Source organism: Streptomyces sp. NPDC091281, from assembly GCF_044757425.1.
GTDB lineage: Bacteria > Actinomycetota > Actinomycetes > Streptomycetales > Streptomycetaceae > Streptomyces.
Genome location: NZ_JBIVUY010000013.1, coordinates 296,443 through 315,168 on the forward strand (window position 1 = coordinate 296,443; position 18,726 = coordinate 315,168).

Below are 18,726 nucleotides of genomic sequence, written 5' to 3' on the forward strand. Positions count from 1 at the left end.
CCCCGGTCCCAGGTCCACCCGTTCGAGTGACCGTGCTCTTCCGCGGCCGTCTCCGCGGGCCGCCCGCTACGCCTGTCCGCGCACGCCCTTCGCCAGCTCGCCCGCGAGCGCCCGCACGGCCTCGATCCCGGCCGCGTGGTCGGGGGCGTCCAGCATCCGCTGCACGAAGGCCGAGCCGACGATCACGCCGTCCGCGAAGCCCGCCACCTCGGCGGCCTGGGTGGCGTCGGAGACGCCGAGGCCGACGCAGACGGGCAGGCCGGTGCCGGTGGCGCGGGTGCGCTCGACCAGGTCCTGGGCCTGCGCGCCGACGGAGGCGCGGGTGCCGGTGACGCCCATCAGGGAGGCGGCGTAGACGAAGCCGCTGCCCGCCTCGGTGATGGTGGCGAGGCGCTCGTCCCTGCTGCTGGGCGCGACGACGAAGACGGTCGCGAGACCGTGCTTGTCGGCGTGCTCGCGCCACAGCGCGGACTCCTGCACGGGCAGGTCGGGCAGGATCGCCCCGGCGCCGCCCGCCTCGGCCAGCTCGGCGGTGAACCGCTCGACGCCGTAGCGGTCGATGGGGTTCCAGTACGTCATGACGAGGACCGGCTTGCCGGTGGCCTCGTGGGCCTCGCGGACGGTGCGCAGCACGTCGGCGATGCGGACGCCGCCGCGCAGGGCGATGTCGTCGGCGGTCTGGATGACGGGGCCGTCGAGGACGGGGTCGCTGTGCGGCAGGCCGACCTCGACGATGTCGGCGCCGCCGTCGAAGGCGGCCTTGACGGCCTCGATGCCGCCGTCGACGGTGGGGAACCCGGCCGGGAGGTAGGCGATGAGGGCGGAGCGGCCCTCGGCGCGCGCGGCGGCGAGGGTGTCCGACAGCAGCTGGATGGTCCCGCTCACTTGGCGTCCCCCTGGATCTCCGCGGTGGCGGCCGCGTCGGCGGCGACCTCGGCGTCGGTGTCGTACAGCCCGAAGTAGCGGGCGGCGGTGTCCATGTCCTTGTCGCCGCGGCCGGACAGGTTGACCACGATCAGCCCGTCCCGGCCCAGCTCGCGGCCGACCTCCAGGGCACCGGCCAGGGCGTGGGCGCTCTCGATGGCCGGGATGATGCCCTCGGTGCGGGACAGCAGGCGCAGCGCCTGCATGGCCGCGTCGTCGGTGACCGCGCGGTACTCGCCGCGCCCGGAGTCCTTGAGGTAGGAGTGCTCGGGGCCGATGCCCGGGTAGTCCAGGCCCGCGGAGATGGAGTAGGGCTCGGTGATCTGGCCCTCGTCGTCCTGGAGGACGTAGGAGCGGGAGCCGTGCAGGATGCCGGGCTCGCCCGCGGTGAGGGTGGCGGCGTGCTCGCCGGTCTCCACACCGTGTCCGGCGGGCTCGCAGCCGATGAGGCGGACGCCGGTGTCGGGGATGAAGGCGTGGAAGAGGCCGATGGCGTTGGAGCCGCCGCCGACGCAGGCGACGGCGGCGTCGGGCAGGCGTCCGGCGCGCTCCAGGATCTGGCGGCGGGCCTCGACGCCGATGACGCGGTGGAAGTCGCGGACCATCGCCGGGAAGGGGTGCGGGCCCGCGACCGTGCCGAAGAGGTAGTGGGTGCGGTCGACGTTGGCGACCCAGTCGCGGAACGCCTCGTTGATGGCGTCCTTGAGGGTGCGGCTGCCGGACTTCACGGCGACGACCTCGGCGCCGAGCATCCGCATCCGGGCCACGTTGAGGGCCTGGCGCTCGGTGTCGATCTCGCCCATGTAGATGGTGCAGTCGAGGCCGAACAGGGCGCAGGCGGTGGCGGTGGCGACGCCGTGCTGTCCGGCGCCGGTCTCGGCGATGACGCGGGTCTTGCCCATGCGCCGGGTGAGCAGGGCCTGCCCCAGCACGTTGTTGATCTTGTGGGAGCCGGTGTGGTTGAGGTCCTCGCGCTTGAGGAACACCCGGGCGCCGCCCGCGTGTCCGGCGAAGCGGGGCACCTCGGTGAGGGAGCTGGGGCGGCCGGTGTAGTGGACGAGGAGGTCGTCCAGTTCGCGGGCGAAGGCGGGGTCGTTCTTGGCCTTGTCGTACTCGACAGCGACCTCGTCGACGGCGGCGACGAGGGCCTCCGGGATGAACTTGCCGCCGAAGGCGCCGAAGTAGCCCTCGGGGCTCGGGACCTGGCCGTCGGGATCGGGGATGAAGAACTCGCTGGGCATGCGGAAACCTCACGGTGAGTGCGGAAGACGACTCGGTGTCCGTGGGGCGGTGCCGGGTGCGGGCGACTCAGGCCGGGTGCGGCCGGTCGCGTCGTGGCGCGCGCCCCTCGGGGGCGCGCTGCCATCGCATGCCGTTCACCTGGCCGGGCTCGTCGCCGATGACGTACCGGACCCGGCGGCCGTGCACCCGGCGGGCGGGCGCGCGGCAGCCTCGGGGTCGGCAGCCGCGCGCGAGGCGGGCGTACCGGTCCGGGGCGGGCGCGGCGGGGGCGGTGGGCGTCATCGGGGCCAGCCTAGCGGGGGGTCAGCCCCGGCCGTGGCGCAGTGCGGGGTGCTCGCCCGCGGCGACCAGGTCGGCGACGGCCGTCTTGGGGTCGCGGCCGGTGACCAGGGACTCGCCGACGAGGACGGCGTCGGCGCCCGCGTTGGCGTAGGCGATGAGGTCGTGCGGGCCGCGGACGCCGGACTCGGCGATCTTGACCAGGTGGTCGGGGATCTCGGGGGCGACCCGCTCGAAGGTGCCCCGGTCGACCTCCAGGGTCTTCAGGTTGCGGGCGTTGACGCCGATGACGCGGGCCCCGGCGTCCACCGCGCGCTCGACCTCGTCCTCGTCGTGGACCTCGACGAGCGGGGTGAGGCCGATGGAGACGGCGCGCTCGATGAGCGACTCCAGGGCGGGCTGGTCGAGGGCGGCGACGATCAGCAGGGCGAGGTCGGCGCCGTACGCGCGGGCCTCCCACAGCTGGTACGAGGTGACGATGAAGTCCTTGCGCAGCACGGGGATGTCGACGCGCGCGCGGACCGCTTCGAGGTCGGCGAGGGAGCCGCCGAAGCGGCGCTGTTCGGTGAGGACGGAGATGACGGCGGCGCCGCCCGCCTCGTAGTCCGCGGCGAGTCCGGCCGGGTCGGCGATCGCGGCGAGCGCGCCCTTGGAGGGGCTGGAGCGCTTGACCTCGCAGATGACCTTGACGCCGTCGCCCTTGAGGGCGGCGAGCCCGTCCTTGGCGGCGGGGGCCTTGGCCGCGCGCTCCTTCAGCTCGTCGAGGCTGACGCGCGCCTGCCGCTCCGCGAGGTCGGCACGGACTCCGTCGATGATCTCGTCGAGCACACTCACGCGAGCGGTCCCCTTTCGGACGGTGACTTCCAGCGGTGGACGGGTGGCGGCGACCAGAGGTGAACCGGTGGTCACTGCGATGGTATCCGCAGCGGGGCGATGGCCCCGCATCCGGAGGGCGGCAGTCCCATTACCTGGACGTTCGCCCGATGATCAAGGTCGGAACCAGCCACCGAAGGGCAGGTTCCGGACAACCGTGAAGAGCAGCAGGAACGCGCCCAGGAGCCACAGGTGGACGGGCGCGGGATCGACGCGCAGTGACCGGCCGCGGGCGGCGCGGACCACCCAGACGGTCCACAGCACGGCGAGGCCCGCGTAGGCGGCCACGGCCATCGCGTTGGCGTGCAGGGCGGCCGGGAGGTCGCCGTGCACGAGGGCGTGCGCGCCGCGCAGCCCGCCGCAGCCGGGGCAGAGGAGGCCGGTGTACGCGTAGAGCGGGCACGTCGGGTAGTGGCCGGCCTCGTTGGGGTCGACGGCGCCGACGTACGCGAAGGCCCCGGCGACGGCCGCGAGGAGCGCGGCGGGGACGGCGACCCGGCGCGGGACACCGGCCGGGGCACCGCGCGGTACGGCGGCGGGGGGCGCGGCGGGCGGTGTCACGCTGCGGGGGTCGGCGGTCACGTCTCGCATTGTGCCGCGCGCGGGCGCCGGGCGCGCGTGAGGGGCGGCCGGTCCGGGGACCGGGCGCCCCTCACGCGGGGTCCGCCGTAGGTGGCGGGCGCTCAGCTGTCGGCCGCGACCGGCTCGCGCGCGGGCGTCACCTGGTGCACGGGGTGGGTCTCCTTCGGCATGCCGAGGCCCATCGCGCGCATGACGAGGCCGACGACGCCGCCGAGGAGGGTGATCGCCATGCCGGCCCAGAAGCCGAGCGGCTCGGCCATCACCATGAACGCGCCCGCGACGCAGAAGCCGATGAAGACGATGGTGACACCGGTCCAGGCGGCCGGGGTGTGTCCGTGGCTGCTGCCCGCCATGACGTTGCTCCTCGTTGCAGTCGGTTGCTGTCGATCACCGGGGATCGCCGGGGATCGCTCCGGGGTGTTCGTCCGGGACCGGACGCCCGCTCCCCATTGTCCCGTATCCGGAGGGGGTGCCGTGCGTCAGGGTGGTGTCCTCGCCGCGTCTGATGCGCCACATCGGGTTCGACGGCGAGGGGCGGACGTCGGTGGCGGGGGGGGGTACGGGCGTCAGGCGGGGCCGGTGCCCGTGGGGTCCTCGCCGCGGTCGAGGGCCTTCCACATCTCCTCGGGCCGCTCGGGGTCGGGCGCCGCACGGCGCGGGCGAGGCGCCCCCGCGCGCTCGTAGCGGCCCGACATGGCGGGCCACAGGCGGCCGTAGCGCAGGGCGAGCAGGCCCGCCAGGAGGATCAGGACCCCGCCCGCGGCGGCGGCGTACGGCCAGCCGGTGTGGGTGAGCGCGTGGACGGCGGCGGAGGTGTCGCCGGAGGCCTGGGCGGCCCGCTCGTCGAGGGCGGAGCTGTCGTCGGCGCCGACCAGGGCGGCGGCGACGATGCCCGCGCCGGAGAGGGCGAGCAGGCCGGAGACGGCGAGGCGGCCCGCGCGGCGGACGGCGAACACGGCGACCAGGGCGGCGAGGCCGACTATGGCGAGCGCGGCCGGGACGCCGGTGACGTCGCTGCCCTTGACGGTCAGGGGGAAGTCGCCGCCGGCCACCGTCGCCGTACCGGCCGACCAGCGCTGCCGGGTCGCGAGCAGGGCCAGGGCGGCGCCGAGCGCGCCGGACAGCAGGGCGAGGCCCAGGCTGCGGCGGCCGGACCGGGCGGGGGCGGCTTCGGAGCGGGGGGAAGGAACTGCGGCAGTCACGTACTCCACTATCGCCTGAACCCCGGGCGAACCGGCACCCGGGGCTCACGTGACGCACGTCCTATTCGCCGCCGCTCACACCCCGCGGCCCGCGCGCCCGCCCGGCCCCGGCGCCCGTGCGGCGCTACCCGGCGGTCGTGGCCGCCGGAGCGGCCGGGGCGGCGAGCCGGTTGGCGGTGTGGACCGCGCGGAGGACGGCCGCCGCCTTGTTGCGGCACTCCTGGTCCTCGGCGACCGGGTCGGAATCGGCGACGATGCCCGCGCCCGCCTGGACGTAGGCGGTGCCGTCGCGCAGCAGGGCGGTGCGGATGGCGATGGCGGTGTCGGAGTCGCCCGCGAAGTCGAGGTAGCCGACGCAGCCGCCGTAGAGGCCGCGCCGGGACGGCTCCAGTTCGTCGATGATCTGCATGGCGCGCGGCTTGGGCGCGCCGGAGAGGGTGCCCGCGGGGAAGCAGGCGGTCAGCACGTCGAAGGCGGTCCGGCCCGGGGCGACCCGGCCGGTGACGGTGGAGACGATGTGCATGACGTGCGAGTACCGCTCGACGGACATGAAGTCGACGACCTCCACCGAGCCGGGTTCGCAGACCCGCCCGAGGTCGTTGCGGCCGAGGTCGACGAGCATGAGGTGCTCGGCGCGCTCCTTGGGGTCGGCGAGGAGTTCCTCGGCGAGCGCCTGGTCCTCCTGCGGGGTGGCCCCGCGGTGCCGGGTCCCGGCGATGGGGTGCACCATGGCCCGCCCGTCCTCGACCTTGACCAGCGCCTCCGGGCTGGAGCCGACCACGTCGAAGGCGCCGCCGCCCCCGTCGGGGAACCGGAAGAGGTACATGTACGGCGACGGGTTGGTGGCCCGCAGCACCCGGTACACGTCGAGGGCGGTGGCGGTGCACGGCGTCTCGAACCGCTGGGAGGGGACGACCTGGAAGGCCTCGCCCGCGCGGATGCGTTCCTTGACGTCCTCCACGGCCCGCTGGAAGTCGGGGCCGCCCCACAGCGCGGTGTACGCGGGGAGTTCGGAGGGCGGCAGCACGGCGGGCGGCTGGACCACCGGCCGGGACAGGTCGGCCTCCATGGCGTCGAGGCGGGCCACGGCGTCCGCGTACGCCTCGTCGACGCCGGTGTCGAGGTCGTTGTGGTTGATCGCGTTGGCGATCAGCAGGACCGAGCCCTCCCAGTGGTCCATCACGGCGAGGTCGCTGGTGAGGAGCATGGTCAGTTCGGGCAGCCGCAGGTCGTCGCGGTCGCCGGGGCCGATCTTCTCCAGGCGGCGGACGATGTCGTAGCCGAGGTAGCCGACCATGCCGCCGGTGAACGGGGGCAGCCCGTCGTCGGCCTGGTGGGGGGTGTGCAGGGCCTCGATGGTGGCGCGCAGCGCGGCGAGCGGGTCGCCGTCGGCGGGGACGCCGACGGGCGGGGTGCCCAGCCAGTGGGCCTGGCCGTCGCGGGCGGTGAGGGTGGCGGCGGAGCGGACGCCGACGAAGGAGTACCGCGACCACTGGTAGGCCGTACGGCCGTTCTCGGCGGACTCCAGCAGGAAGGTGCCGGGGCGTTCGGCGGCGAGCTTGCGGTAGAGCGCGACCGGGGTGTCGCCGTCGGCGAGGAGCTTGCGGGTGACGGGGACGACCCGGCGGTCGGCGGCCAGCTTGCGGAACGTGTCGAGGTCCATGGCGGCTGACCTTACTGATCCGTGCCGGGGGCACCGGAACCGGCGGCGCGGGCGGCGGACGGGATCGCGCCGTCCCGGTCCGCTCCGGTGCCGTCCGTGAGGAGGACGTCGGCGTCGAAGCAGGTGCGGTCGCCGGTGTGGCAGGCGGCGCCGACCTGGTCGACCTTGACGAGCAGGGTGTCGGCGTCGCAGTCGAGGGCGACGGAGCGGACGAGCTGGACGTGGCCGGATGTGTCGCCCTTGACCCAGTACTCCTGGCGGCTGCGCGACCAGTACGTGCAGCGGCCGGTGGTGAGGGTGCGGTGCAGCGCCTCGTCGTCCATCCAGCCGAGCATGAGCACCTCACCGGTGTCGTACTGCTGGGCGACGGCGGGGAGGAGCCCGTCGGGGCCGCGCTTGAGGCGCGCGGCGATCTCCGGGTCCAGGCGGCTGGGCGGGGGCGTGCTGGTCATGCGCCCATTGTGCCGCGCGGAGGGGGCCGTTCCGGGCGGCCGTCCATTGGGCGGACCCGCTACGCGGTCGTAGGCTGACGGCATGTCGACCTTCGCCAAGCGTGAACGACTTCTGCTCGCCGACCTGCTGGAGACGGCGGGCCCCGAGGCGCCGACCCTCTGCGAGGGCTGGCTGACCCGCGACCTGGCCGCGCACGTGGTGGTGCGCGAGCGCCGGCCCGACGCCGCCGGGGGCATCCTCATCAAGAAGCTGGCGTCCCGGCTGGACAAGACGATGGAGGAGTTCACGGCCAAGCCGTACGAGGAGCTGATCCAGCTCATCCGCACCGGCCCGCCGCGCTTCTCGCCGTTCCAGCTGAAGCAGCTCGACGAGGCGTCCAACACGATCGAGTTCTACGTCCACGCCGAGGACGTGCGCCGGGCGCAGCCGGAGTGGACGCCGCGCGAGCTGGACCCGGTGTTCCAGGACGCCCTGTGGGCGCGGATGGAGCGCGCGGCCCGGCTGATGGGGCGCTCCACGCCGACGGGGCTGGTGCTGCGCCGCCCGGACGGCCGCACGGTCGTCGCCAACCGGGGCACCCCGGTCGTCACGGCGACCGGCGAGGCCGCCGAGCTGCTGCTGTTCCTGCACGGCCGGCGCTCCGCCGCGCAGGTGGACCTGACCGGCGACGCGGACGCCCTGGCCAAGCTGCGGGGCGGCGGGCAGCTCGGCCTGTGACCCCCGGCCGGTGAACCCCGGCGGGGCCGCGCTCCACGAGAGGACAGTCCATGATCAAGGTCGCCATGACCAGCGTGTACGTGGACGACGTGGCGCGGGCCCACGCCTTCTACACCGAGGTCCTCGGCTTCGAGACCCGTATCCACCTCGATCTGGGCGGCGGCGCCCTCTTCGTCACCGTGGGCGCCGCCGAGGGGGCGCAGCCGGACCTCCAGCTGCTGCTGGAGCCGGGCCAGGGCCCGATCGCCGAGCCGTACCGCACGGCGCTGCGCGAGGCGGCGCTGCCCTGCATCGTGTTCTCGGTCGACGACCTGAACGCCGAGTACGCGCGCCTGACCGCCCTCGGCGTCCACTTCGCCCAGTCCCCGCAGCGGCAGGGCCCGATGCTCACCGCCGTCCTCGACGACACGGTCGGCAACTACGTGCAGCTGGCGCAGCCGACGGAGTAAGCCGACGGGGCGGCCCCACGCCCGCCCCGAGGGTGCGCTAGCGCACCGGGTGGCCCGCCCCCCGCAGCGCGTCCTTCACCTCGCCGATGCGCAGGTCACCGAAGTGGAAGACGGAGGCGGCGAGGACCGCGTCGGCGCCCGCGCCGATCGCGGGGGCGAAGTCGGTGAGGCGGCCCGCGCCGCCGGAGGCGATCACCGGGACGGTGACGTGCCGGCGGACGGCGGTGATCATCTCCAGGTCGTAGCCGTCCTTGGTGCCGTCGGCGTCCATCGAGTTGAGGAGGATCTCGCCCGCGCCGAGTTCGGCGGCGCGGTGCGCCCACTCGACGGCGTCGATGCCGGTGCCCCGGCGGCCGCCGTGCGTGGTGACCTCGAAGGAGCCGGACGGGGTGCGGCGGGCGTCGACCGACAGGACCAGCACCTGGCGGCCGAAGCGCTCGGCGATCTCCCGGATCAGCTCGGGGCGGGCGATCGCGGCGGTGTTGACGCCCACCTTGTCGGCGCCCGCCCGCAGCAGCTTGTCCACGTCCTCGGGGGCGCGGACCCCGCCGCCGACGGTGAGCGGGATGAAGACCTGCTCGGCGGTGCGCCGGACCACGTCGTACGTCGTCTCGCGGTCGCCGGAGGAGGCGGTGATGTCGAGGAACGTCAGCTCGTCGGCGCCCTCGGCGTCGTATACCTTGGCCATCTCGACCGGGTCGCCCGCGTCGCGCAGGTTCTGGAAGTTGACGCCCTTGACGACCCGGCCGTTGTCCACGTCCAGGCAGGGGATGACTCGGACCGCCAGGGTCATGAATCCACGGCTCCTCTGATGTTCTGCGAACTGCTTCGGCGGCTCGAACGGCCCCTACAGCTCTCTGAATGCTTCCAGTTCGACGGAGACCAGGACGCGCGGGTCGATGAAGCCCGCCACGACCAGCAGGGTCGCGGCCGGGCGCACGGCGCCGAAGATCTCCTGGTGGGCGCGGCCCACCGCGTCGATGTCCCGGCTGTGCGCCAGGTGCATACGGGTGCGGAGCACCGCGTCGGGGCCGAGCCCGAACGCGGCGATCGCCTCCAGGGCGGTGGTGAACGCGGTGCGGGCCTGCTCGTAGGGGTCGCCCTCCCCGTACAGCACGCCGTCCTTGAAGGCCGTCGTGCCCGCCACCAGCACCCGGTCGCCCGCCGCGACGGCGCGGGCGAAGCCGAGGGTGTCCTCCCAGGGATTACCGCTCTGCACGCGCCGTACGGCTTCGGACGTCATGACGACACAGCCTCCAGGGCCTCTTCCAGGGTGAACGCCTTCGCGTACAGCGCCTTCCCGACGATGGCGCCCTCCACGCCGAGCGGGACGAGGTCGGCGAGGGCCCGCAGGTCGTCGAGGGAGGAGACACCGCCGGAGGCCACGACGGGCCGGTCGGTGGCGGCGCAGACGTTCTTCAGCAGCTCCAGGTTGGGGCCCTGGAGGGTGCCGTCCTTGGCGATGTCGGTGACGACGTACCGCGCGCAGCCCTCCTTGTCGAGGCGGGCCAGCGTCTCGTAGAGGTCGCCGCCGTCGCGGGTCCAGCCCCGGCCGCGGAGCGTGGTGCCGCGTACGTCGAGGCCCACGGCGATCTTGTCGCCGTGCTCGGCGATGATCCCGGCGACCCAGTCGGGGGTCTCCAGGGCGGCGGTGCCGAGGTTGACGCGGGTGCAGCCGGTGGCGAGGGCCGCGGCGAGGGTGTCGTCGTCGCGGATGCCGCCGGACAGCTCGACCTTGAGGTCCATGGCGCGGGCGACCTCGGCGATCAGGGCCCGGTTGTCGCCGGTGCCGAACGCGGCGTCGAGGTCGACCAGGTGCAGCCACTCGGCGCCCGCCCGCTGCCAGGCGAGGGCCGCCTCCAGCGGGGAGCCGTAGGAGGTCTCGGTGCCGGACTCGCCGTGCACGAGACGGACGGCCTGTCCGTCGCGGACGTCGACGGCGGGGAGGAGTTCGAGCGTGCTCACAGGGTTCCGATCCAGTTGGTGAGGAGCTGGGCTCCGGCGTCGCCGGACTTCTCGGGGTGGAACTGGGTGGCCCACAGGGCGCCGTTCTCCACGGCGGCCACGAACCGCTCGCCGTGCGTCGCCCAGGTCACCGCGGGGGCCCGCATCGCCGGGTTCTGCACCTCGAAGTTCCAGTCGTGGACGGCGTAGGAGTGCACGAAGTAGTAGCGCGCGTCCGCGTCGAGACCGGCGAAAAGGCGGGAGTCCTCGGGCGCCTCGACGGTGTTCCATCCCATGTGGGGCACGACGTCGGCCTTGAGGGGGCCGACGGTGCCGGGCCACTCGTCGAGGCCCTCGGTCTCCGTGCCGTGCTCGATGCCGCGCGCGAAGAGGATCTGCATGCCGACGCAGATGCCGAGCACCGGGCGCCCGCCGGACAGGCGGCGGTCGACGATCCAGTCGCCGCGCGCCGCGCGCAGGCCGCCCATGCAGGCGGCGAAGGCGCCGACGCCCGGCACGAGCAGCCCGTCGGCGTTCATCGCCCGGTCGAAGTCGCGGGTGATCTCGACGTCCGCGCCGGCGCGCGCGAGGGCGCGTTCGGCGGAGCGGACGTTGCCGAAGCCGTAGTCGAAGACGACGACCTTCTTCGCCGCCCCGCTCAACTCCACACCTCCAGCCGCATCACGCCCGCGACGATGCACATCGCGGCGCTGACGGACAGCAGGACGACGAGGCTGCGCGGCATGTCCTGCTTGACGAAGGAGATGATGCCGCCGACCAGGAAGAGGCCGACGACGATCAGGATGGTCGACAGGCCGGTCACAGCGCGCCCTTCGTGGAGGGGAGGATGCCGACGGCGCGGGGGTCGCGCTCGGAGGCGTAGCGCAGCGCGCGGGCGAGGGCCTTGAACTGGCACTCGACGATGTGGTGGGCGTTGCGCCCGTAGGGCACGTGCACGTGCAGGGCGATCTGCGCCTGGGCGACGAAGGACTCCAGGATGTGCCGGGTCATCGTCGTGTCGTACGAGCCGATCATCGGCGCCATGTTCTCGGGCTCGGTGTGCACGAGGTAGGGGCGGCCGGAGAGGTCGACGGTGACCTGGGCGAGGGACTCGTCCAGCGGGACCGTGCAGTTGCCGAAGCGGTAGATGCCCACCTTGTCGCCGAGGGCCTGCTTGAAGGCGGCGCCGAGCGCGAGGGCGGTGTCCTCGATGGTGTGGTGGGAGTCGATGTGCAGGTCGCCGTCGGTCTTGACGGTGAGGTCGAACAGACCGTGGCGGCCGAGCTGGTCGAGCATGTGGTCGTAGAAGCCGACGCCGGTCGACACCTCGACGCGGCCGGTGCCGTCGAGGTCGATCTCGACGAGGACCGATGTCTCCTTGGTGGTGCGCTCGACCCTGCCGATGCGCCCTTCGCGGCGGCTCATGAACCCTGCTCCTTCTTGATCTCACGGACCGCGTCGAGGAACGCGTCGTTCTCTTCGGGGGTGCCGGCGGTGACCCGCAGCCAGCCGGGTACGCCGTTGTCCCGGACCAGGACGCCCCGGTCGAGGATCTGCCGCCACACGGCGTGCGCGTCGGCGAAGCGGCCGAACTGGACGAAGTTGGCGTCCGAGGCGGTCACCTCGTAGCCCGCCGCGAGGAGTTCGGCGACCAGCCGGTCGCGTTCCGCCTTGAGCTGCTCGACGTAGCCGAGGAGGGTGGCGGTGTGTTCCAGGGCGGCGAGCGCGGTCGCCTGGGTGACGGCCGAGAGGTGGTACGGCAGCCGCACCAGCTGGACGGCGTCCACCACCGCGGGGTGCGCGGCGAGGTAGCCGAGGCGCAGGCCCGCCGCGCCGAAGGCCTTCGACATCGTCCGGGAGACGACGAGATTCGGCCGATCTTCCAGCAGCGGGAGCAGCGAGTCGTGGTGACTGAACTCGACGTACGCCTCGTCGACGACGACCATCGACGGCCCGGCGGCCTGCGCGGCCTCGTACAGCGCGAGGACGGTGTCGGCGGGGACGGCGGTGCCGGTGGGGTTGTTGGGGGTGGTGACGAAGACGACGTCGGGGCGGTGCTCGGCGATCGCCCGCGCGGCGGCGTCCACGTCGAGGGTGAAGTCGGGGTGGCGCGGCCCGGAGATCCAGCCGGTGCCGGTGCCGCGCGCGATGAGCCCGTGCATCGAGTACGACGGTTCGAAGCCCATCGCCGAGCGGCCGGGTCCGCCGAAGGTCTGGAGGAGCTGCTGGATGACCTCGTTGGAGCCGTTGGCCGCCCACACGTTGCCGGGGCCGACCTCGTACCCGGTGGTGTCGGTGAGGTAGGCGGCGAGCCGGGTGCGCAGCTCGACGGCGTCCCGGTCGGGGTAGCGGTTGAGGTCGCGGGCGGCGTCGCGCACCCGCTCCGCGATCCGCTCGACCAGTGCCTCGGGCAGCGGGTAGGGGTTCTCGTTGGTGTTCAGCCGGACCGGGACGTCCAGCTGGGGGGCGCCGTACGGCGACTTGCCGCGCAGCTCGTCGCGGACGGGCAGGTCGTCGATGCCGAAGCCGGGGCGGCCGCCGGGGCCCGCGGCGGTGTCGGTGCCTGTGCCCTGTCCGGGGCCGCCGGGGCCCGCGCTTCCGGGGCTTCCGGTGCTGATGTCGGTGCTGCTCACGGGGTCTCCGGTACCTTCCACCCGAACCTGGCCTTGATCGCCGCGCCGTGCGCGGGCAGGTCCTCCGCCTCGGCCAGCGTGACCACGTGGTGGGCGACCTCGGCGAGGGCGTCCTCCGTGTAGTCGACGATGTGGATGCCGCGCAGGAAGGACTGCACGGACAGGCCCGAGGAGTGGCAGGCGCAGCCGCCGGTGGGCAGCACGTGGTTGGACCCGGCCGCGTAGTCGCCGAGGGAGACCGGCGCCCAGGGCCCGACGAAGATCGCCCCGGCGTTCCGGACGCGGGCGGCGACGGCGGTGGCGTCGGCGGTCTGGATCTCCAGGTGCTCGGCGCCGTAGGCGTCGACCACGCGCAGGCCCTCGTCGACGCCGTCGACCAGGACGATCGCGGACTGCCGTCCGGCGAGCGCCGGGACGATGCGGTCCTCGACGTGCCTGGTGGCGGCGACCTGCGTCTCCAGCTCCTTCGCGACCGCGTCGGCGAGCGCGACGGAGTCGGTGACCAGCACGGCGGCGGCCAGCGGGTCGTGCTCGGCCTGGCTGATCAGGTCGGAGGCGACGTGCACCGGGTCGGCGGTGTCGTCGGCGAGGACGGCGATCTCGGTCGGTCCGGCCTCGGCGTCGATGCCGATCCGGCCCGTGTAGTAGCGCTTGGCGGCGGCGACCCAGATGTTGCCGGGGCCGGTGACCATGTCGGCGGGCGGGCAGGACTCGGTGCCGTGGGCGAACATGGCGACGGCGGTGGCGCCCCCGGCCGCGTACACCTCGTCGACGCCGAGGAGGGCGCAGGCGGCGAGGATCGTGGGGTGCGGGAGGCCGCCGAACGCGGCCTGGGCCGGGGAGGCGAGCGCGATCGACGGGACGCCGGCCTCCTGGGCCGGGACCACGTTCATCACCACGGAGGACGGGTAGACCGACCGGCCGCCCGGCGCGTACAGCCCGACGCGCTGGACGGGAACCCACTTCTCGGTCACGGTCCCGCCGGGCACGACCTGCGTGGTGTGGTCGGTGCGGCGCTGCGCGCGGTGCACGAGACGGGCGCGGCGCACCGACTCCTCCAGGGCCGCGCGGACCTTCGGGTCCAGGTCGGCGAGGGCGCGCTCCAGGGCCTCGGCGGGCACCCTGACCTGCTCCAGGCGGACGCCGTCGAAGGTCTCGGCGAAGTCGATCAGCGCCGCGTCACCCCGATGATGCACGGCCTCGCAGATCGGACGCACCTTCTCCAGGGCGGCCGAGACGTCGAAGTCGGCTCGGGGCAGCAGGTCGCGCAGGGCGGGTCCCTCGGGGAGGGCGTCGCCGCGCAGATCGATTCGGGAGATCACGCGGTCAATTCTCTCAGACCGGCTCCGGGCCCCGTCCGCGCGTATCAATGGCTGATACAGAACGTGGCCGGAAACGCCCCGGAAACGGACGATCGGCTTCTTGGATGGGGTGCGGCGGGCCGCCCGGCGGGCATCACCGCTGGGCACGGCGTGCGCGCGAGGGACCGGGGCGCGCGTGCTGTGCGCGAGCGAACGGAGGGAACGGCGTGTCGGAAGGGTCCGGCGTCCGGGCCGGTGATCTGCCGGACGATCTGACCGCCGCCGAGGCCGGCATGTGGCAGGCGTTCCGCAACGGCAGCGTGTACGACCTCAGCGGCGGCGACGCGGTCGTCGACGATCCGCACGGCGGGCATCCGTGGGGTCCCGGGCGGACGGTGCGGGCCCGGATCGTGGCCTGGCTGCTGCTCGACGGACCGCCCGCGCTGGCGGGCCGGGTGTCCTCGCTGAAGCTGGTCGGGGTGCAGATCAGCGGCTCGCTGGACCTGGCGGGCGGCACGGTGGTGCCGTACGTGGAGATGAAGCGCTGCCGCTTCGAGCGGGACGTGCTGCTGCCGGAGGCGCGGGTGACGACGCTGCGGCTGGTGGACTGCTCGGTGCCGCGGCTGGAGGCGGCCCGGCTCCAGACGGAGGGCGACCTGCACCTGCCGCGCTGCCGCTTCCACAACGGGGTACGGCTCACCGACGCGCACATCGGCACCGACCTGATGCTCAACATGGCGATCGTCTACCGGGACCGCACCGGCCGGTCCATCGCCGCCGACGGGATGACCGTGGGCCAGGACCTCCAGGCGGAGATGCTGGAGTCGCACGGCGAGCTGCGGCTGCGGTCCGCGAAGATCGGCGTGTCGCTGAGCCTGCGCGGGGCGCGGCTGACCAACCCGTACACCCGGTTCGCGCTGAACGCGCCCCAGCTGACCGTGGAACGGTCCCTGTACCTGACCCCGGCCGGGCTCGGCGGGCACCTGCTGAGCGGGACGACGCCCGCGCGCGGCACGCGCGTGCAGCGCTTCGAGTGCCGGGGCGGGGTCCGCCTCGACGACGGCCGGTTCGGCGACGCCGTCGACCTGGACCGGGCCAGATTCACCCTCACGGAGGACCAGGAGCTGTCGCTGCGCCGGGTGCAGACGCCCGAGCTGCGCTTCCTCGGGGAGGCGCCGGAGCGCGGCACGGTGGTGCTGTCGGGGGCGCGGGTGGTCAACCTGGTGGACCGGGCCAGTGCCTGGCCGGGGCCGGGCGCGCTGCACATGGGCGGCTTCGCGTACGAGAACCTGGTGCCGCAGGGGCCGTTCCCGCTCCAGGAGCGGCTGGGCTGGGTCTCCGCCGCGACCGCCGAGTACAACCCGGAACCGTACGAGCGGCTGGCGACGGTGCTGCGGGCGGGCGGCGAGGACGAGGACGCGCGCGAGGTGCTGCTCGCCAAGCAGCGCCGACGGCGCGAGACGCTGCCCCCGGCGGCGAAGCTGTGGGGCTTCCTCCAGGACTGGACGGTGGCCTACGGCTACCGGCCGGGCCGGGCGGCGGTGTGGATGGCGGTGCTGTGGGCGGCGAGTTCGGTGGCCTTCGCGCACGCCGACCATCCCCCGGTCAACCGGGACGGCCACCCGCCGTGGAACCCGGCCCTGTTCGCCCTGGACCTGCTGCTCCCGGTGATCGACCTGGGCCAGGTCGGGCAGTGGCGCCTCCAGGGCGGCTGGCAGTGGGTGCAGGCGGCGATGATCCTGCTGGGCTGGGTCCTCGCGACGACCGTGGCGACGGGGGCGACCCGGCTGCTGCGGCGGAGCTGAGGCGAGGGCGCGGCGCCCCGGCGCGGACGAGCCGCGCGGGATGAACCTGAGGGTCGCCCCCGACCCCCTCACCTTTTACCCTCCCTTGACCCGGCCGCGTACAACTTTCCGCGGGTTCGCCTCGCCCCCTGGCGTCCGGCGGACGCGGCCTTTTCAATGGCAAAACCATGGCTCTGCTGCCCCCGTTCATCCGCGCCTCCCGGACGGCCACGTCCCGGCGGGCCCGGACCGCCGCCCCCCACACCGCGCACGGGCTCCCCGCCGACGACGAGGTGCTGCTCGACGTGCCCGACGACCGGCTCGGCCCCGCGCTGGTCGCGGCGGGCCTCGGCACGCACGAGACGGCCGCCCGGCTGATGGCGGCCACCCGGCAGCGCGCCGAGTGGGAGTACCGCGACCGGTACGCCGTCCGCCTCGCCTCCTTCGCGCACGCCCGCCCGGAGTGGTTCGACGCCTGGCGGGCCGCCGCGCCCCGCGACCCGGACCTCCTGCTGGTCGCCGCCCAGCTCGCCGTGGACCGCGCCTGGCGTTCACCGGACCGGGCGTCCCTGCTGCGCGAGGTGAGCCCGCTGATCACCGCCGCCGCGCAGGCCGACCACAGCGATCCGGTGCCCTGGCGGATCGCCCTGGACCACGCGCGCGGCACGAACGCCGGGCCGAAGTACGTGGAGGAGCTGTGGGAGGCGGCGGTGCGGCGCGCCCCGCACCACTACGGCTGCCATGTCGCCGTCGAGCGCTATCTCGCCGAGTCCTGGCACGGCTCCCACCGCGAGTGCTTCGACTTCGCCGAGCGGGCCGCCCAGGACGCCCCGGACGGCTCGCTCGTCCAGGCGCTGCCGGCACGGGCCGCGTTCGCCTACCTCACCGACGGCTGCGGGCCCGACGTGCCCCGCGCGGACCTCGACCTGGCCGCCGACCGGGCGATCGCGCTGTCGGCGCGCTTCCCGGCCGACGACCCGTGGACGGCGGAGATCCGCAACCTCCTGACGTACGTCCTCGTCCGCCTCGGCCGCCGCGAGGACGCCCTCGCCCAGCTGCGGCTGATCGGCCCGTACGCCACCTCGTTCCCCTGGGGACAGCTGTCCGAGGACCCGCTCGGGCACTTCCTCGCGGTGCGCGAGCGGGTGTGCTCCGGGCGGCCCACCGGGCTCGCCGGGGAGCCGCGGGGCGGCCACGGGGAACGCGGGCACCCCGGAGAGCACTAGGCTTCTGCGCCGTGACCACCGTCCGGCTGCCGCTCTTCCCCCTGAACTCCGTCCTCTACCCGGGGCTGGTGCTTCCGCTCAACGTGTTCGAGGAGCGCTACCGCGCCCTGATGCGCGATCTGCTGAAGACCCCCGAGGAGGAGTCCCGGCGCTTCGTCGTCGTCGCGATCCGGGACGGCCACGAGGTGGCCCCCGCCGCCCCGGGCCTGCCCGACGCCACGGCCGTGCCCGAACGGGGCGCGGCGGCGGGGTTCGGCACGGACCCGCTGAAGTCCTTCCACACGGTGGGCTGTGTCGCCGACGCGGCGACGATCCGGGAGCGGGAGGACGGCACCTTCGAGGTGCTGGCCACCGGCACGACCCGGGTGCGGCTGCTGTCGGTGGACGCCTCGGGCCCGTTCCTCACGGGCGAGCTGGAGGAGCTGACGGAGGAGCCAGGCGACGAGGCGGGCGCGCTCGCGGAGGGGGTGCTGCGGTCCTTCCGGCAGTACCAGAAGCGGCTGGCGGGCGCCCGTGAGCGGTCCCTGGCCACCGGCACGGAGCTGCCCGACGAACCGGCCGTGGTGTCGTACCTGGTGGCGGCGGCGATGATGCTGGACACCCCGACCAAGCAGCGGCTGCTCCAGGCCCCCGACACGGCCTCCCGGCTGCGCGACGAGCTGAAACTCCTGCGCGCGGAGACCGCGATCATCCGTAATCTGCCCTCGCTGCCCGCGGCGGACCTGACCCGCGGGCCGACCAGCCTCAACTGACGCACCGGAAAGGCCCTGGGTCCCCGCATGGGCAAGAAGCCGAAGAAGCAGCAGCAGTCCGGCGGCACCCCCGCCACGGTCGCCCTGACGGCGGCGGGCGTCCCGTTCACGGTCCACGCCTACGAGCACGACCCGTCCCACCCGTCGTACGGCGAGGAGGCCGCCGAGGCGATGGGCGTCTCCCCCGAACGGGTGTTCAAGACCCTGGTGGCCGACGTGGACGGCACGCTGACGGTGGCGGTGGTCCCGGTGGCGGGCTCCCTCGACCTCAAGGCCCTCGCGGCGGCGGTCGGCGGCAAGCGCGCCGCGATGGCCGACCCGGCCCTCGCGGAACGCACCACGGGCTACGTCCGCGGCGGCATCTCCCCCCTCGGCCAACGCAAACGCCTCCCCACCGTCCTGGACGCCTCCGCCACCACCCACCCCACCGTCTGCGTCTCGGCGGGCCGCCGGGGCCTGGAGGTGGAACTGACCCCGACGGACCTGGCCCGCCTCACGGGCGCGACGCTGGGGGCGATCGGACGGGGCTGAGGGGCCCTGCCGGGGGCTGGACGGGGTGGCGCGCCGCCCGAGGGGCGCTGCCTGCCGAGCGCGGGGTGCGGGGTGCCGGGGGGTGCCTCTATGTCTTTCGTCAAGCGAGGCGTGGGGTTCGGGGTTCGTAGAAGGTGCCGTCGCGGAGCATCGCGAACAGCACGTTGATCC

At 74.3% G+C, this 18,726-nt stretch carries 23 protein-coding genes; 6 read left to right on the top strand and 17 right to left on the bottom strand.

Going from position 1 to position 18,726, the window contains the following annotated elements:
* Positions 1–66: 66 nt before the first annotated feature.
* The 9 genes from trpA to hisI form a co-directional block, all read right to left on the bottom strand.
* Positions 67–885, bottom strand: coding sequence for a tryptophan synthase subunit alpha (gene trpA, locus ACIQPQ_RS30185; protein ID WP_401309955.1), 819 nt, complete (start codon positions 883–885; stop codon positions 67–69).
* A complete protein-coding gene (gene trpB / locus ACIQPQ_RS30190) occupies positions 882–2,165 on the bottom strand; it encodes a tryptophan synthase subunit beta (protein ID WP_401309958.1) in 1,284 nt (427 codons plus the stop codon). Before trpB ends, trpA begins: the two co-directional genes overlap by 4 nt.
* Before the next feature lie 67 nt (positions 2,166–2,232).
* On the bottom strand, positions 2,233–2,448 hold the full coding sequence (trpM, locus tag ACIQPQ_RS30195; protein WP_401309960.1) for a tryptophan biosynthesis modulator TrpM: 216 nt from the start codon (positions 2,446–2,448) through the stop codon (positions 2,233–2,235).
* A 21-nt stretch (positions 2,449–2,469) separates the two neighbouring features.
* Entirely contained in the window at positions 2,470–3,279 is an 810-nt protein-coding gene (gene trpC, locus ACIQPQ_RS30200) for an indole-3-glycerol phosphate synthase TrpC (protein WP_401309963.1), read from the bottom strand.
* A 153-nt stretch (positions 3,280–3,432) separates the two neighbouring features.
* Positions 3,433–3,909 (bottom strand): DUF2752 domain-containing protein, encoded by a 477-nt coding sequence (locus tag ACIQPQ_RS30205; RefSeq protein WP_401309966.1) that lies wholly within the window; start codon positions 3,907–3,909, stop codon positions 3,433–3,435.
* 92 nt (positions 3,910–4,001) lie between these two features.
* Entirely contained in the window at positions 4,002–4,253 is a 252-nt protein-coding gene (locus ACIQPQ_RS30210) for an HGxxPAAW family protein (RefSeq protein ID WP_401309968.1), read from the bottom strand.
* 213 nt (positions 4,254–4,466) lie between these two features.
* Complete coding sequence (locus tag ACIQPQ_RS30215) at positions 4,467–5,111, bottom strand: TIGR02234 family membrane protein (protein WP_401309970.1); 645 nt, start codon at positions 5,109–5,111, stop codon at positions 4,467–4,469.
* Between the two features lie 115 nt (positions 5,112–5,226).
* Positions 5,227–6,765 carry an anthranilate synthase component I gene (locus ACIQPQ_RS30220; RefSeq protein WP_401309973.1) on the bottom strand — a complete coding sequence of 513 codons (1,539 nt, stop codon included), beginning with the start codon at positions 6,763–6,765 and terminating at the stop codon, positions 5,227–5,229.
* Between the two features lie 11 nt (positions 6,766–6,776).
* On the bottom strand, positions 6,777–7,217 hold the full coding sequence (gene hisI, locus ACIQPQ_RS30225; protein ID WP_401309975.1) for a phosphoribosyl-AMP cyclohydrolase: 441 nt from the start codon (positions 7,215–7,217) through the stop codon (positions 6,777–6,779).
* A gap of 82 nt (positions 7,218–7,299) precedes the next feature.
* Here hisI and ACIQPQ_RS30230 point away from each other — a divergent pair, with 82 nt between their 5' ends.
* Together ACIQPQ_RS30230 and ACIQPQ_RS30235 are read left to right on the top strand one after the other, a co-directional pair.
* Positions 7,300–7,935, top strand: a complete 636-nt coding sequence (locus ACIQPQ_RS30230) for a TIGR03085 family metal-binding protein (protein ID WP_383773577.1) — start codon at positions 7,300–7,302, stop codon at positions 7,933–7,935.
* Between the two features lie 50 nt (positions 7,936–7,985).
* Positions 7,986–8,384, top strand: a complete 399-nt coding sequence (locus ACIQPQ_RS30235) for a VOC family protein (protein ID WP_401309978.1) — start codon at positions 7,986–7,988, stop codon at positions 8,382–8,384.
* A gap of 37 nt (positions 8,385–8,421) precedes the next feature.
* Here the strand turns inward: ACIQPQ_RS30235 and hisF are convergent, their stop codons facing one another.
* From hisF to hisD, 8 genes are all read right to left on the bottom strand, one after another.
* On the bottom strand, positions 8,422–9,177 hold the full coding sequence (hisF, locus tag ACIQPQ_RS30240; protein WP_401309980.1) for an imidazole glycerol phosphate synthase subunit HisF: 756 nt from the start codon (positions 9,175–9,177) through the stop codon (positions 8,422–8,424).
* 54 nt (positions 9,178–9,231) lie between these two features.
* Positions 9,232–9,627, bottom strand: a complete 396-nt coding sequence (locus ACIQPQ_RS30245) for a RidA family protein (RefSeq protein ID WP_383773571.1) — start codon at positions 9,625–9,627, stop codon at positions 9,232–9,234.
* Positions 9,624–10,349, bottom strand: coding sequence for a bifunctional 1-(5-phosphoribosyl)-5-((5-phosphoribosylamino)methylideneamino)imidazole-4-carboxamide isomerase/phosphoribosylanthranilate isomerase PriA (gene priA / locus ACIQPQ_RS30250; protein ID WP_401309982.1), 726 nt, complete (start codon positions 10,347–10,349; stop codon positions 9,624–9,626). The genes ACIQPQ_RS30245 and priA overlap by 4 nt, the downstream gene beginning before the upstream one ends.
* Positions 10,346–10,990, bottom strand: a complete 645-nt coding sequence (gene hisH / locus ACIQPQ_RS30255) for an imidazole glycerol phosphate synthase subunit HisH (RefSeq protein ID WP_401309985.1) — start codon at positions 10,988–10,990, stop codon at positions 10,346–10,348. The genes priA and hisH overlap by 4 nt, the downstream gene beginning before the upstream one ends.
* Positions 10,987–11,151, bottom strand: a complete 165-nt coding sequence (locus ACIQPQ_RS30260) for a hypothetical protein (protein WP_383773565.1) — start codon at positions 11,149–11,151, stop codon at positions 10,987–10,989. Before ACIQPQ_RS30260 ends, hisH begins: the two co-directional genes overlap by 4 nt.
* Positions 11,148–11,753, bottom strand: a complete 606-nt coding sequence (gene hisB / locus ACIQPQ_RS30265) for an imidazoleglycerol-phosphate dehydratase HisB (protein ID WP_401309988.1) — start codon at positions 11,751–11,753, stop codon at positions 11,148–11,150. The genes ACIQPQ_RS30260 and hisB overlap by 4 nt, the downstream gene beginning before the upstream one ends.
* A complete protein-coding gene (locus ACIQPQ_RS30270; RefSeq protein WP_401310020.1) occupies positions 11,750–12,847 on the bottom strand; it encodes a histidinol-phosphate transaminase in 1,098 nt (365 codons plus the stop codon). Before ACIQPQ_RS30270 ends, hisB begins: the two co-directional genes overlap by 4 nt.
* Before the next feature lie 110 nt (positions 12,848–12,957).
* Entirely contained in the window at positions 12,958–14,283 is a 1,326-nt protein-coding gene (gene hisD / locus ACIQPQ_RS30275) for a histidinol dehydrogenase (protein WP_383773561.1), read from the bottom strand.
* Positions 14,284–14,489: 206 nt separating this feature from the next.
* On the opposite strand from hisD, the gene ACIQPQ_RS30280 reads away from it, so the two are divergent.
* From ACIQPQ_RS30280 to ybaK, 4 genes are all read left to right on the top strand, one after another.
* Entirely contained in the window at positions 14,490–16,067 is a 1,578-nt protein-coding gene (locus ACIQPQ_RS30280) for an oxidoreductase (RefSeq protein WP_401309991.1), read from the top strand.
* Positions 16,068–16,234: 167 nt separating this feature from the next.
* On the top strand, positions 16,235–17,272 hold the full coding sequence (locus tag ACIQPQ_RS30285) for a hypothetical protein (RefSeq protein WP_401309994.1): 1,038 nt from the start codon (positions 16,235–16,237) through the stop codon (positions 17,270–17,272).
* A gap of 11 nt (positions 17,273–17,283) precedes the next feature.
* On the top strand, positions 17,284–18,024 hold the full coding sequence (locus tag ACIQPQ_RS30290; protein ID WP_401309997.1) for an LON peptidase substrate-binding domain-containing protein: 741 nt from the start codon (positions 17,284–17,286) through the stop codon (positions 18,022–18,024).
* 27 nt (positions 18,025–18,051) lie between these two features.
* Positions 18,052–18,555 (top strand): Cys-tRNA(Pro) deacylase, encoded by a 504-nt coding sequence (ybaK, locus tag ACIQPQ_RS30295; RefSeq protein ID WP_401310000.1) that lies wholly within the window; start codon positions 18,052–18,054, stop codon positions 18,553–18,555.
* Positions 18,556–18,726: the final 171 nt, after the last annotated feature.

Bases quoted from the DNA above. Each gene is read 5' to 3' on its own strand.
- ybaK (WP_401310000.1), top strand. From the start codon at position 18,052: ATGGGCAAGAAGCCGAAGAAGCAGCAGCAGTCCGGCGGCACCCCCGCC.
- trpM (WP_401309960.1), bottom strand. From the start codon at position 2,448: ATGACGCCCACCGCCCCCGCCGCGCCCGCCCCGGACCGGTACGCCCGC.
- hisF (WP_401309980.1), bottom strand. From the start codon at position 9,177: ATGACCCTGGCGGTCCGAGTCATCCCCTGCCTGGACGTGGACAACGGC.
- ACIQPQ_RS30220 (WP_401309973.1), bottom strand. From the start codon at position 6,765: ATGGACCTCGACACGTTCCGCAAGCTGGCCGCCGACCGCCGGGTCGTC.
- ACIQPQ_RS30285 (WP_401309994.1), top strand. From the start codon at position 16,235: ATGGCTCTGCTGCCCCCGTTCATCCGCGCCTCCCGGACGGCCACGTCC.
- ACIQPQ_RS30210 (WP_401309968.1), bottom strand. From the start codon at position 4,253: ATGGCGGGCAGCAGCCACGGACACACCCCGGCCGCCTGGACCGGTGTC.
- ACIQPQ_RS30235 (WP_401309978.1), top strand. From the start codon at position 7,986: ATGATCAAGGTCGCCATGACCAGCGTGTACGTGGACGACGTGGCGCGG.
- ACIQPQ_RS30205 (WP_401309966.1), bottom strand. From the start codon at position 3,909: ATGCGAGACGTGACCGCCGACCCCCGCAGCGTGACACCGCCCGCCGCG.
- hisI (WP_401309975.1), bottom strand. From the start codon at position 7,217: ATGACCAGCACGCCCCCGCCCAGCCGCCTGGACCCGGAGATCGCCGCG.
- hisB (WP_401309988.1), bottom strand. From the start codon at position 11,753: ATGAGCCGCCGCGAAGGGCGCATCGGCAGGGTCGAGCGCACCACCAAG.
- ACIQPQ_RS30230 (WP_383773577.1), top strand. From the start codon at position 7,300: ATGTCGACCTTCGCCAAGCGTGAACGACTTCTGCTCGCCGACCTGCTG.
- ACIQPQ_RS30245 (WP_383773571.1), bottom strand. From the start codon at position 9,627: ATGACGTCCGAAGCCGTACGGCGCGTGCAGAGCGGTAATCCCTGGGAG.
- trpB (WP_401309958.1), bottom strand. From the start codon at position 2,165: ATGCCCAGCGAGTTCTTCATCCCCGATCCCGACGGCCAGGTCCCGAGC.